Origin of the sequence: Niveibacterium microcysteis, from assembly GCF_017161445.1 — a bacterium.
GTDB lineage: Bacteria > Pseudomonadota > Gammaproteobacteria > Burkholderiales > Rhodocyclaceae > Niveibacterium > Niveibacterium microcysteis.
This window is the reverse complement of record NZ_CP071060.1, coordinates 2052358-2066055: the sequence shown is the minus strand read 5'-3', so window position 1 is coordinate 2066055 and position 13698 is coordinate 2052358. Positions and strand designations below refer to the sequence as shown.

Here is a 13698-nt window from a genome sequence, read left to right as displayed (position 1 = left end):
TCTCCTGTGGTTTGTAAATGGCAAACCTAAAGATCTGCCGTTACGAAAAAACTGCACTGCAAAAACCTAGACCACTCCATTTGAGCGCACGAATGTGTTCTTCGGGCGTCTCGATACCGCGCCAGCAGCCTCAGGACTACGAGCGCAGTGCGGCTGCCTGTTCGGCCAACCGCGTAATTCCATCCCAGTCGCCCCGCTCCATCATGTCGATCGGCGCGAGCCAGCTCCCACCAACGCAAGCAACGTTCGGCAGTTCTAAGTAGCTAGACGCCGTCTCATAAGTGATCCCGCCTGTCGGGCAAAAAACGACATCGGGGAAAGGGCCGCCCAAAGCGCGCAACATTCCGATTCCACCGGCCTCACGGGCGGGGAAGAATTTGAGTGCGTCAAAACCCATGTCGCGAGCGATCATCAACTCGGCGGGCGTCATCACTCCCGGCAGGAGCGGCAAGGCGGGACCAACCGCGGCCTCCGCCAATTCACGGGTCAAACCGGGGCTCACAGCGAACATCGCACCTGCCGACACAGCCGACTCGAGATCAGCGGGACGCGTCACTGTGCCCACACCTACGATCGCGTCAGGCACTGCATCGCGCATCGCCTTCACGGCATCCAGCGCAACATCCGTCCGAAGTGTTACTTCAAATACGCGAATGCCACCGCGTGCCAACGCGCGAGCCAACGGTGCCGCGTGATCCAGGTTCCGGATCACGATAACCGGCATAACCGGCCCAATGCGAAGAACGTCTTGTAGGTTCATCTGTATCTCAGTGAAAAGTTTCGAAGACGCTGCCGCCGAGCTCGGCTCCGCCTACCGCGTTGCGGAAGACACCGAAGAGCTCACGCCCCATGCCCCACTCGTTCGCGCGAATATCTGGCGACACTGCCGTGCGAGCACGGAGGTCGGCTTCAGCAAGAACAGCTTCCAGCCGGCCAGTTTCGGCATCCAGGCGAATCACGTCACCATCACGAAGCTTCGCAATTTCGCCGCCCGCCAATGCTTCCGGCGTCAGGTGGATTGCCGCGGGAATCTTCCCGGACGCCCCCGACATGCGGCCGTCAGTCACCAGTGCAACTTTGAAGCCCTTGTCCTGTATGTTCGCCAGCGTCGGCGTGAGCTTGTGAAGCTCAGGCATACCGTTTGCGCGAGGTCCTTGGAAGCGCACAACGACAACAACGTCACGATCCAGTTCGCCCCGCTTGGCTGCGTCGAGCATCGCGTTCTGACTTTCAAACACGCGCGCAGGCGCTTCCACCACGCGATGCTGGGGTTTGACGGCCGAAACCTTGATGACTGAGCGCCCAAGGTTGCCTTGCAGAACCTTGAGCCCGCCGTCGTGGCTGAACGGCTCTGATGCCGGCCGAAGAATCCCAGCGTCGCCACTCTCGGATGGAGCATCCACCCAGACCAAGCGCCCATCCGAGGACAGCGCCGGACTCTGAGCGTAACGGGACAAACCAACGCCCATGACCGTCTGAACGTCGTCGTGCAGCAAGCCCGCAGCGAGCAATTCGCGAATAAGGAAGGCCATTCCACCGGCGCGATGGAATTGGTTCACATCGGCAGCGCCGTTCGGATACACACGAGCAAGCAGTGGCACGACCGCGGACAGCGCATCGAAATCGTCCCAGTCAATGATCACACCCGCGGCACGCGCAATCGCAACGAGGTGCAAGGTGTGATTGGTCGAGCCGCCGGTCGCAAGCAGGCCAACGATCGCATTGATGATCGAACGCTCATCGATCATTTGGCCGACCGGCGTGTAGGCGCCGCCCTGCCGCGAGATTGCAACGGCTTGACGTGCGGCCGCTTGGGTCAAGGCATAGCGCAGCGCGGTGCCCGGCGGCACAAATGCGGCACCCGGGAGATGAAGACCGAGAACCTCCATCAACATCTGATTGCTGTTGGCGGTTCCGTAGAACGTGCAGGTACCGGCTGAGTGATAAGCCTTGGATTCAGCCTCAAGCAACGCATCCGAGCCAATCTGCCCCGCGGCGTGCAACTGGCGAACCTTGGCCTTTTCATCGTTCGTGATACCACTTGGCATCGGACCAGCCGGCACAAGCACGGCCGGCAGGTGTCCGAACGACAAAGCTCCGATCAACAGGCCGGGCACAATCTTGTCGCAGACGCCCAGATAGAGCGCTGCATCAAACATGTTGTGCGACAGCGAGACAGCAGTCGCCATGGCGATGACGTCCCGCGAAAACAGTGACAGCTCCATGCCCGGCTGCCCCTGCGTGACACCGTCACACATCGCAGGCACACCGCCCGCCACTTGCGCCGTAGCGCCGACCGAGCGCGCAGCTTCTTTCAACCACTCCGGATAGTCACGCAACGGCTGATGCGCCGACAGCATGTCGTTGTAGGCGGTGACGATTGCGAGGTTCGGACTGCGAAGCTCGCGGATCGCTAGCTTGTCTTGAGCCGGCGAAGCGGCAAATGCATGCGCAAGGTTCGTACAGGACAACTCGGACCGATTCGTCGCCGCGGGTGCCGCGGAAACGCGCGCAAGATAAGCCGCACGGGTGGCAGCGCTACGCTGGCGAACCCGCTCGGTGATCTCGACGATTTTCGGATGGAGTGTCATGTACTTGTGTTCAAGTGTTTCGAACTACGTTTGCGGCGGATTGTAGTAATGCTACAAACCAAAAACAAGAAACCACTGATGCGCCGATACAAGATGTTGATCTAACCCAAGCCCCGCACCCCCACAAAACGCACTAGCCATTGATTAATAAAGACTTTTCAAAATCCTGCCTCGGCATTTTTTTGTTGCTACAAAGCAACACCTCTTGACCACTAAGCGCTGCCGCACCATCCGAGTGATCAGCGCACCAAGGCAGTTCCTTGAAAGCTTGTAGTTTTACTTCTTATACTTTCGCAAACATTGCAACGCCTTCTTCGTCGCGCAGCGCGAACGAGCTCAGGCAAAAGGACCGAACACATGTCTCAGATTCCAGCGCTTGACGTAGTGCTCTTCGGCGCGACCGGGGATCTGGTGATGCGGAAACTCGTCCCCGCGCTCTATCACCTCCATCAAGATGGTGTGCTGTCGCCGGACGTCCGCATCATCGGTGTTGCTCGCAGTGCGTTAACACGCGACGGATTCCGTGAGCGCATGCATTCGCAGGCCAGCGCATTTCTCGGCAGCGCTTACGATGAGGCAACCTGGCAGACATTTGCGGAGCGCATCGACTATCGTTCGGCCGACGCCACCCAACCGGATTCGTTCAAGGGACTGGCCGAGCTGATCGGGAAGTCGGCTCGGCCGTGCGTCTACTATCTATCCACCGCACCCCAGCTTTTCACCCCCACCTGTCGCAACCTTGCCGATGCAGGCCTGATCACGCCTGAAAGCCGCGTCATCCTCGAAAAGCCACTCGGAACGGATCTGGCCTCCAACAAGGCCATCAACGACGAGGTGGGCCAGTACTTCGGTGAGAAGCAGATCTTTCGCATTGACCATTACTTGGGCAAGGAACCGGTTCAGAACCTGCTTGCGCTGCGCTTCGGAAACGTATTGCTGGAGCCGCTATGGCGCGGCCAGTGGGTGCGCGACGTGCAGATCACAGTGGCCGAGCAGCTGGGCGTGGAATCGCGTGGCGAGTTCTACGAGAAGACCGGCGCAATGCGTGACATGGTGCAGAACCATCTGCTGCAGTTGCTCTGCATCACCGCCATGGAGCCACCGGCCTCACTTGAGCCGGACGCAGTACGTGACGAAAAGCTCAAGGTGCTCCGTGCGCTGAAGCCCATTACCGGCGCGGCGGTGGCCAATAACACCGTGCGAGGGCAATACCGCGCGGGAGCGGTGGGCGGTCAACCGGTGAAGGGCTATCTCGAAGAGTCGGGTATCGCTGCAGACAGCAGCATGGAGACCTTCGTCGCAATCAAGGCTGAGATCGGATCTTGGCGTTGGGCGGGCGTGCCCTTCTACCTCAGGACCGGCAAGCGAATGCAGGAGAAGCTTGCAGAGATCGTCATCAATTTCAAGCCGATCCCTCACTGCATTTTCGACACCTGCTACGTCGGCCGACCGGTAAATCGCCTGGTTATCCAGATGCAGCCCGACGAGACAGTGCATCTGCATCTGCTGGCCAAACAACCCGGCAACACCATGCGGCTGGGTGAGGTCGCGCTGGACATGGACTTCTCGGAAACGTTCAAGACGCGTCAACTTGAGGCCTATGAGCGCCTACTTATGGATGCAATGTTGGGCAACCTAACCCTGTTTGTACGACGCGACGAACAGGAGGCCGCTTGGCGTTGGGTGGAGCCGATCATCAACGCATGGGCCGAGAGCGGCGAAAAACCCAAGTCCTACACTGCTGGAACATGGGGCCCGGCGGCTTCAAGCGCCTTGCTTGGACGTAACGGCCATGCCTGGCACGAGGAGATCTGATGGCGCTACAAGTCCACGCCCATCAATCAGCAAATGCTCTTGACGCCACGCTCGCACGTTGGGTTGGCGCACGCCTGTCTGATGGGATCTCCCAACGCGGCCACGCGAGCATGGTTGTATCCGGCGGCAAGACGCCGCTCGGATTCTTTGAGCAACTCCGGACTCTTGATCTCGACTGGAACAAGGTCACCGTCACGCTTGCAGACGAGCGCTGGGTTGCGACGGACCATGCCGACAGCAACGAACTTCTCGTGCGTAAGCACCTCCTTGCCGACAAGGCCAGCGTGGCACGCTTCATCCCGCTCAAGTTCGAGGCGGACACCCCATCTGTCGGAGCGCGACTCGCCAGCAGGGCGTTAGCGGCACTGGACTGCCCGTTCGACGTTGTCATTCTCGGAATGGGCGAAGACGGCCACACCGCGTCGCTGTTCCCCGGCTCACCGCAGATCGCCGCAGGCTTATTCGATGCCTCCGGTGACGCCTGCCTTGCAACCGAAAACACCAGCAAGGCGCCGCGGTGGCGTATCACGCTTACAGCGCCGCGTCTCCTCCGCGCTCATAACATTGCAGTCCACATTACCGGTGCCGCCAAATGGTCACTGCTCGGCGACGCGCTCGCCGGCCACGACGTGGAACGGCTGCCAATTCGATTCGCACTTAACCAGGAAAGGGTCCCCTGTCATGTCTTCTGGTGCCGCTAGCACCTATCCTCGCCTCCTCGGCGACATTGGTGGCACAAACGCTCGCTTTGCGCTGATCCGCTCTGAGGGCGGGCCGATTGAGGACATTCGCACCCTGCCCGGCGCGAACTACGCTGGCCCGGCGGAGGCAATCGAGGCCTATCTCGCAGAGGTCGGCGGAGACCGCCCGACCTCAGGTGCGATCGGTATTGCAAACCCGATCGACGGCGATCGGATCAAGATGACCAACCACACTTGGGCATTCTCGATCGACGCCGTGCGCCAGCAACTCGGATTCACCCGACTTGTCTTCATCAACGATTTCACGGCGCTCGCGCTGTCCCTGCCCTTCTTGCCCGACAACGAGTTGCATCAGGTTGGCGGCGGCAAGCGCGAAGAGAACCGCGCCATTGCCGTGCTGGGCCCAGGTACCGGCCTGGGCGTATCCGGTTTGGTGCCATCCGCCGAAGGCTACCTGCCGCTTGAGGGTGAAGGCGGGCATGTAACGATGGTGGGCACAAATGCGGAGGAGACCGCTGTGATCGCCAAGGCGCGCGAGACTTTCCCGCACGTTTCCGCCGAGCGCCTGATCTCTGGCCCGGGCTTGGTCACGCTGCACGAATCGCTCGCTGCCGTTCGCGGCCTCCCCTCGCCAGGGCTGGACGCACCTGCGATCACCAACGGCGCCCTGGACGGCTCCAATGCACTCGCTTTGGATTCGGTCAACATGTTCTGCGGCATGTTGGGCACAATTGCGGGCAATCTTGCGCTGACGCTGGGTGCCAAGGGAGGCGTGTTCATCGGTGGCGGTATCATTCCGCGACTGGGTGACTTCTTCGACCGTTCGCCGTTCCGCAGCCGGTTCGAAGACAAAGGACGATTCCGGCCTTATCTGGAAACCGTGCCCGTATTTGTCATCCACTCCGCCTACCCTGCCTTTACCGGCGCCGCGGTAGCGCTTGAGCGCGCGCTGGCTCAGCACTGATCTGCTCAGCCAGGACGGCGCGTCGGCCCTGGTCGACGCGCCGTATCATTTTTGTGGGCGGTCGCAGTACCGGCCCAGCAGCAATCTCCCCCTAATCAATAAGGAGTTGTCCATGAATCCCTCTTCGACCGGCGCGTGGAAAGCGCTCGCGCAACACGCTGAACAGTGGAAGAAACTGCATCTGCGTGAAGTGTTCTCGGAAGATCCGGAACGTGCCCAGCGTTATGTTGCCGACGCATGCGGGATTCAGCTCGACTACTCCAAGAATCGTGTCAGCGACGAAACGCTGGCGCTGCTGCGTCAGCTTGCCGACGAAACCGGCGTGCAAGCCCGCCGCGATGCCATGTTCCGTGGCGAGAAGATCAACAGCACCGAAAACCGCGCGGTGCTTCACGTCGCGCTGCGCAATCGCAGCAACACCCCGATCACGGTCGATGGTGAGAACGTCATGCCGGGCGTGAACGAAGTGCTCGAGCGGATGTTTGCGTTCGCTGACACCGTCCGCAGCGGCGCGTGGAAAGGTCGCACCGGAGAATCGATTACCGACGTCGTCAACATCGGCATCGGCGGTTCCGACCTCGGCCCGCTGATGGTCTGCGAAGCGCTGAAGCCCTATGCGCACGACAGCATCAAGATGCACTTCGTGTCGAACGTCGATGGCGCGCAGATCGCTCAGACGCTGCGCAAGCTGAATCCGGCCACGACGCTGTTCATTATCGCGTCCAAGACGTTTACCACGATCGAGACGCTGACCAACGCACACACGGCACGCGACTGGTTCCTCGCGTCGGGCGCGTCCGAAGCAGATATCGCCAAGCACTTCGTCGCAGTGTCGACCAACGGTGCTGCGGTGAGCAAATTCGGGATCTCGACCGACAACATGTTCGGTTTCTGGGACTGGGTCGGCGGCCGTTACTCACTGTGGTCCGCAATCGGCCTGCCTATCGTGCTGTCGATCGGTCCGGACAATTTCAAGGCATTGCTGGGTGGCGCCCATGCGATGGATGAGCATTTCCGCACTGCGCCTGCCGAGAAGAATCTGCCGATGCTGCTCGGTCTGATCGGCGTCTGGTACGCGAACTTCCTCGGCTCGCCCTCTGTCGTGATCGCGCCGTACAACCAGAACCTGCATCGCCTGCCCGCCTACCTGCAGCAGCTCGACATGGAGTCGAACGGCAAGGGTGTGCGCAGCGAAGGCGACAAGGTTGACTACGCAACCGGCCCCATCATCTGGGGCGAGCCGGGCATCAACGGCCAACACGCCTACTTCCAGCTGCTGCACCAGGGCACGCACCTGATCCCGCTCGATTTCATCCTTGCGCTGGAGCAGAGCGACATGGACCCGAAGCATCACGCGGTGTTGATCGCGAGCTGCTTTGCGCAAGCCGCAGCGCTGATGCGTGGCAAGACCCCGGACGAAGTGCGTGCAGAGCTCGATAAGGCCGGCGTCACCGGCGAACGCGCTGACATGCTGGTCAAGCACCGCACCTTCGACGGTAATCGCCCGAGCAACATGATGCTGCTGGACAAGCTGGACCCGGCGCATCTTGGCGCGTTGATTGCGCTCTACGAGCACAAGGTGTTCGTACAGGGTGCCGTTTGGGGTATCAACTCCTACGACCAGTGGGGTGTGGAACTCGGCAAACAGCTCGCCAGCGGCATCGAGCGCGCGCTCAAGGGCGGCGGCGGTGAGCTAGACTACGACGCTTCGACCCAGCGCCTGATCGGCACCGCGCGTTCGCGCCTGTCGCTCGACCGCTGACCCCAGCGCAGCCCTTTGCATGGTGCGAAGGGCTGCCTGAAGCCTGAACTGGAGGAGTTTCACACGATGCAACACAAGCGCATGAAGTCGCGCTTCCTGGCGACACTTGCACTGGCGATGACCGCCACTCTTGTAACCCCGACAGTTCAGGCTGGCTGGTTTGACCAGTCTTTGTTCGGCCCGAGCGATGAAAAGCGGCTCAACGAGTGGGCCAAGAGCCCTGAGAAGAAAATGACTTGGGGCGAATGGGATTTCATTCGCCTTGCGACCCGCGGAGACGGCTCAAAACCTAACGCCCACCCGGTGCAACTGAACGTCAAGCAAGTTGCAGCTGCGCTCGCGTCGATCCAGGGGATGCCGTTCAAAGATGTGAAGTCCCTGTTCTCGGACAGCGAAGTTGAACGGCTGTCGCAGGCAGTGGTAGCCGGCCTTAAGAACGCCACTCCTGACCAAGAGCTGGTGTTCGTTAGCACGGGACAACATGCATGGACCGGGCTAGTTGCGCCTGTAGTGGGTAACTGCGGCAGAATATTCTTCGCCGACGGTAAATTGAACGTCTTGCTTGGCATGCACCATGCGGATTTCGTGGCCGACAAACAGAACGGTTCGCGCCTAGATCCCAAGTTCGACTTCGGCTCACGTACTCTGCCAGCGAAGAACGTAAACCTAACCGGTGTCACTGAAGGGCAAGCAACCTTGGTGCGCAATGACTGGATCGCGCTGACGCTCCAGCCGGACAACACTCCCGCCGCGGCAAGCGCGACGCCCAGCACCGCCCCGGCTGCCACAGCAGCCCCCATTGGCGACAGCTTCTACACAAAGCAGGAGAGCCGCCTTAAAGCCCTGCAACGTCTTCGCGATCAGGGCCTGATCACGGAAGCGGAGTTCCAGGCGAAGCGCGCCCAGATCATCAAGGATCTGTAAGGCTGAGGACGGCACCGACCGGTGCCCTTCGTAAAAAAAAACGACGCCAATCGGCGTCGTTTTTGTTTGTGCGGTGCGGATCAGTTGCATCACACCTGCATGTTCAGCAGTTACTTTGGAAAAACGTAAAGTGTTTTCTTGTTCAGAGACCAAACCAACGCATTGATTTTACGGCTTTCTTGTCGATATTTGTCCAATAGCGTCCAGCAGCATCCAACACTGCGAGACGGTACACTTGACGGTATACTGCGCAATACCGTCATCCGCACTCCGCTCTCATGCCGCTCTCCGACACAAAGCTCAGGTCCGCAAAACCCGCCGAGAAGCCCTACAAGTTAGGTGACAGCGATGGGCTGTACGCGTATGTAGCCGCAAGCGGACGAATCTCGTTCCGATACGACTACCGGCTCCACGGTCGCAGAGAGACCGTCACTTATGGCCGTTACCCCGATGTTTCACTGGCGGAAGCTAGAGAGCTGCACCGGGGGGCTCGTCGACTCGTGGCGGCGGGCAAGAGCCCCGCCAATGAGAAGCAACTCGCGAAGGAAGAGCATGCGAAAGCAGAAACGCTCAAGGAATTTGCTGCGCTTTGGCTTAACGAGAATCAGGTCAGTGAAGGCTGGCGAACTTGTCAGCTTCAGTGGTTGGAACGCGACGTATATCCGAAGATTGGCGCACTGAAGCTCCGCGAAATCGAGCCGCGCGACATCCTCAATTTAGTGGACGACATTAAGAATCGTCGCAATGCGCCCCATTCAGCGTTTCGCGTACGCGGCATACTGAACCAGATCTTTGACTACGCCGTCGCACGCCAAGCGACCACATACAACCCAGTGAAGGCCATTCCGGCGCGAATCATCGTTAAGCCTCAGGCGAGGACACGCGTTTTGGCCCCCAGCGAAATTCGCAACTTCATCGAGAAACTGGACACGACGGGCACCACACCGACAGTCAAGATCCTGTTCCGCTTACTGTTCCTAACGATGGTGCGGGTATCAGAGCTGCGATCAGCTCGATGGAACGAATTCGACCTCGATCGAGCGATATGGGAAATCCCAGCCGAGAAGATGAAGATGAAACGCCCCCATATCGTCTTTCTCTCTCGCCAAGCCACCGCCCTGCTCCGCGAACTCAGGGCACTCACCGGCAGATCCGAACAGTGCTTTCCAGGCAGAACCAGCACCCGAATGCCAGTCGGCAAACCGACCCTGAACTCTGTACTTTACGCACTTGAGGAACGGGCAGAGCGAACCGGAGAAGCCTGGGAGCACTTCACAATCCACGACATCCGCCGGACTGTTGCGACAATGCTGCATGAAGCTGGCTGGAGCTCTGACGTAGTCGAAAAAGCTCTTGCGCACGAAGTCGGGAAATCGAAGAGCGCGATTCCGTACAACCGTGCCGAATACAGTGAGCAGCGCAAAGCGATGATGCAGGCGCTGGCAGACATGCTGGACGAAATCAGCCCAAAACTCGCACGCCCCCCCCTTTCCCCGCTATTTTTGTCTAGGTAAAGCCGACTACCTCATTTTTCGTCATGCTGAAGAGTGCATCACGTCGACTGTAAAAAATCTACGTTACCGCAAAAACACTTTTTGGGGGACATCAGCCCACAATGCAAGACTCCAGTGGTAGTCTCATCAATACGGCAAAAATCGAAAGCCTCGCGTGGATCGCCAGTTCGGACAGCCCTTTAACTCCATCCAGCATAAGCAACGTTTTGGGTCGCAAGAGCTACTGAACTAACCACCGACACTCTAGAACATCAAGTTTTCAGTCCGCCAGCCAACACTTCCCGACAACCTCCCGCATAACGCTCCACCGTACGACAACACCGATGACCATAGCGATTCTTCATCTTACGGACATTCACATTAAGCACGCGGACGATGCAATTCTCTCACGCAGCAAACAAGTTGCGGCGGCCATTAAACGGCATCTAGAGGAAGCATCAAAGGTCATATTCTTGCTCTCCGGAGACATAGCTCAAGCTGGCCTGAAGACCGAATATGACCTAGCGGAGAATTTCTTAACTGCCATAAAGTCAGAAATTGAATCTGAATTCCATGACAAGGACATCGTATTTGTCATTGCCCCGGGAAATCACGATTGCGACTTTTCAAAAGCCAACCCGGTTCGGGAGGCCGTACTTAAAAGCATTGAGGACAGCCTTCCCGAATTGCCGGATGACTTTATAGATATCTGCACAAGCAGCCAGAGAAACTTTGAAGACTTTCGCGAGCGAATGAGCTCCGACGTTCCAAAATCGCGCGCAGACAAGCTCTGGCAGACCTACGACGTTGAAAGCGAAGGAAAGCATATCTACTTCGATGTGCTGAACGCATCTTGGATGTCCTCTCGTCACGAACAACAAGGGGGCCTTATCTTCCCCTTTGAACGCTACGAAGGCCTCAACGCAGGAGATGCAGACCTCCGCATCTGCGTTTTGCATCACCCATATGGCTGGTACAGTCAAAAGAATCAACTCAAGTTCCGCGCGTTTTTGCAGGGACTAAGCGACATAATCTTTACCGGCCACGAACATGAGAGCAACGCGCGCGTCGCGGAAGACCTAGTTAACGGCGAGTGCGCGTACGTGGAAGGCTCAGCTCTATTTGAACGGGGAACTGGCCAATCAGGCTTCAATGTAGTCGTGCTAGACCTCGCCAACGAACAGTTTCAGTACGTTGTGTACGGATGGTCGCGCGGGCGATATGAGCCTACTGACACACACAATTGGCGTGAATATCGCGCCATGCCTAAGCGCGCCTCAGGGGAATTCGACTTCTCTGAGGCATTTCAACGAGAGCTCACCGACGTAGGGGCGACACTTAGGCATCCTAGCGGTCGAGAACTCGCGCTGGACGACATTTACGTATTCCCAGACCTTGACAGCCGAAGCGAAGTCAGATCAGAGAGGAAGCGAGTCACGTCGGCCTTGAAGCCAAATTCCCGCCAATTGGTCCAGCAACCCAAGTCCGGAAAGAGCGTGCTAATCGAAGGAGAAGAGAATGCCGGAAAAACCCGTCTCCTATACCAGCTTGCACGCAGGTATCACCTCCAGGGCCTCGTTCCAATCTACCTGAAGGGAGATCGACTACGCGGCGGGGTAACAGAGACTCAGATCGACGGATTTATTAGGACCGCATTACAGTTGCAGTATAGACTCAAAGCTTATGAGTCCTTCTTGCAGCTTGAGCGCGACAAGAAGGTACTTTTGCTCGACGACTTCGACGCTTGTCGGATAAAGGGCGAGCACCGCTCGCATTTGCTCGAAAGACTGCTGGCTAGATTCTCATTCGCAGTCGTAACAGTAGGGGAGGATTATGAACTCTCCGAGATGTTGAGCTCTAGCGAGATGACAGTATTCAGCGGCTTTGATACATATCGCATCTCACCTTTCGGGTATCAGCGCCGGGGTGAGCTCATTAGAAAATGGGTGGCTCTTGGCGCAACTGAAGAGACCGGAAGGAACGAACTGTTAAGGATTGAAGATCATGCAGCGAAGCTCATCGAAGCAGCAAGGCTTCAGCATGTTGCTTCGACAGCCCCGATCTTTATCCTCTCGTTACTGCAAGGCTGGGCATCAGGGCTATCTACCGAACTGCAGAATTCATCGTTCGCGAGCTACTATCACTTTCTGATTGTTGGGGCACTTGAGAAAGCGAAGGTATCGCGTGATGCCATGCAATCGTATATAGCCGCGTGCACGCATCTGAGTTGGTTCGTAAAGCGCCATGGTATAGATAGGAGCATTACCGAATTCGAATTTCGACGCTTTGTTGAGGATTACTCAAAAACCTGGACCGCCACAAATGCGGACAAACTACTGGATGTACTGGTCGGAGCCAGAATACTAAACAAAGAAGGCGATAACATCAGCTTCGCTTATCCGTATGCCTACTACTACTTTCTTGGCAATTACGCCAAGATTTCTATTGGCACTGAAGAAGTAAGAGACTATTTGCAGTACTGCATGCAACACCTCTACGTCCGGGAGTGCGCGAACACACTACTTTTTTTGGCTCATCACACTGGAACAAGCGCGGTCTTAGATCACCTCGTTGAAAGCCTAAAACGCCATTTCTCAAATGTTGCCGCTGCGACGTTTTCAAAAGATGATGTCGCCAAAGTTCGTGAACTAGTTTCTGCCGCCCCTCGCTTGAAATATACCGAGAAACGGCCTGAAGAGTACCGTGAAGATCAAGCAAAGTGGCGAGACGAGAACGACAGCGGATCGGACGGTCTTCGCGACAAACCCCGCACAGACGCAGTCGGACAAGACTTTCCTGACGAGATCGTTAGCCTCACCAAGTCGATCGAGATTGCTGGCGCGCTCTTGTCGCACCAATTCCCGAACTACACTCGGGACACCAAGGAAGTCGCAATCAAGGAGCTTTTTGATGCCGCAATGCGTGCAGTACGCACCTTCTTTGGAATCTTCGAGCATGGAGAGGCAGAGCAGCTAGTGCAGGCGATGGTTGGTAGAATTGCCAAGAAGGAGGATGACACCAACCGCGCAAAGATCGAGAAACAGATACGACTCGTCGTCGGCTGGGGCCTCAGAGCCATTGCCACAGGTTTTGTATATCGAGCCGGAACTATCTTGACAGCCCCGGAACTAGAGGACAACGTAACAGCGGTTATCGCAGCAAATCCAACCAATGCGAACCGGTTGATACGTTTAGCACGAATCCTGTCAACGCCGGCTCCTTTGCCAAAGGTCGAGATCGAATTGCTTGTGAAGGAGGAGTCTGACAACGTCTGCGTGATGGGAGTACTGCAGAGCCTCCTGCTGCATCGCATCTACATGTACGAGACGAAGCATTCAGACCGCGACTGGGCATTTAGCGTGTTCGAGCTAGGGGGACACTCGAAGGCTATCGAGCTACGACACCTTAATCGCCCCGGCAACCCCAAATAGTCTTCTCTGGTCAAGCG

Annotated in this window: 9 protein-coding genes; 7 read left to right on the top strand and 2 right to left on the bottom strand. The window is 57.6% G+C overall.

Annotated features, from left to right (window positions below):
- Positions 1 to 136: 136 nt before the first annotated feature.
- Positions 137 to 760 carry a bifunctional 4-hydroxy-2-oxoglutarate aldolase/2-dehydro-3-deoxy-phosphogluconate aldolase gene (eda, locus tag JY500_RS09385; protein WP_172202976.1) on the bottom strand — a complete coding sequence of 208 codons (624 nt, stop codon included), beginning with the start codon at positions 758 to 760 and terminating at the stop codon, positions 137 to 139.
- 7 nt (positions 761 to 767) lie between these two features.
- Positions 768 to 2591, bottom strand: coding sequence for a phosphogluconate dehydratase (edd, locus tag JY500_RS09380; RefSeq protein ID WP_206256162.1), 1824 nt, complete (start codon positions 2589 to 2591; stop codon positions 768 to 770).
- A 384-nt stretch (positions 2592 to 2975) separates the two neighbouring features.
- On the opposite strand from edd, the gene zwf reads away from it, so the two are divergent.
- From zwf to JY500_RS09345, 7 genes are all read left to right on the top strand, one after another.
- Complete coding sequence (zwf, locus tag JY500_RS09375) at positions 2976 to 4406, top strand: glucose-6-phosphate dehydrogenase (RefSeq protein WP_246479852.1); 1431 nt, start codon at positions 2976 to 2978, stop codon at positions 4404 to 4406.
- Positions 4406 to 5107, top strand: a complete 702-nt coding sequence (gene pgl / locus JY500_RS09370) for a 6-phosphogluconolactonase (protein ID WP_206256160.1) — start codon at positions 4406 to 4408, stop codon at positions 5105 to 5107. The genes zwf and pgl overlap by 1 nt, the downstream gene beginning before the upstream one ends.
- Positions 5088 to 6071 carry a glucokinase gene (locus tag JY500_RS09365; protein WP_206256159.1) on the top strand — a complete coding sequence of 328 codons (984 nt, stop codon included), beginning with the start codon at positions 5088 to 5090 and terminating at the stop codon, positions 6069 to 6071. Before pgl ends, JY500_RS09365 begins: the two co-directional genes overlap by 20 nt.
- Before the next feature lie 112 nt (positions 6072 to 6183).
- On the top strand, positions 6184 to 7833 hold the full coding sequence (gene pgi, locus JY500_RS09360; protein ID WP_206256158.1) for a glucose-6-phosphate isomerase: 1650 nt from the start codon (positions 6184 to 6186) through the stop codon (positions 7831 to 7833).
- A 66-nt stretch (positions 7834 to 7899) separates the two neighbouring features.
- Positions 7900 to 8757 (top strand): SHOCT domain-containing protein, encoded by an 858-nt coding sequence (locus tag JY500_RS09355; RefSeq protein ID WP_206256157.1) that lies wholly within the window; start codon positions 7900 to 7902, stop codon positions 8755 to 8757.
- 278 nt (positions 8758 to 9035) lie between these two features.
- On the top strand, positions 9036 to 10271 hold the full coding sequence (locus JY500_RS09350) for a tyrosine-type recombinase/integrase (RefSeq protein WP_206256156.1): 1236 nt from the start codon (positions 9036 to 9038) through the stop codon (positions 10269 to 10271).
- A gap of 323 nt (positions 10272 to 10594) precedes the next feature.
- Complete coding sequence (locus JY500_RS09345) at positions 10595 to 13681, top strand: anti-phage protein (RefSeq protein WP_206256155.1); 3087 nt, start codon at positions 10595 to 10597, stop codon at positions 13679 to 13681.
- Positions 13682 to 13698 lie beyond the last annotated feature (17 nt).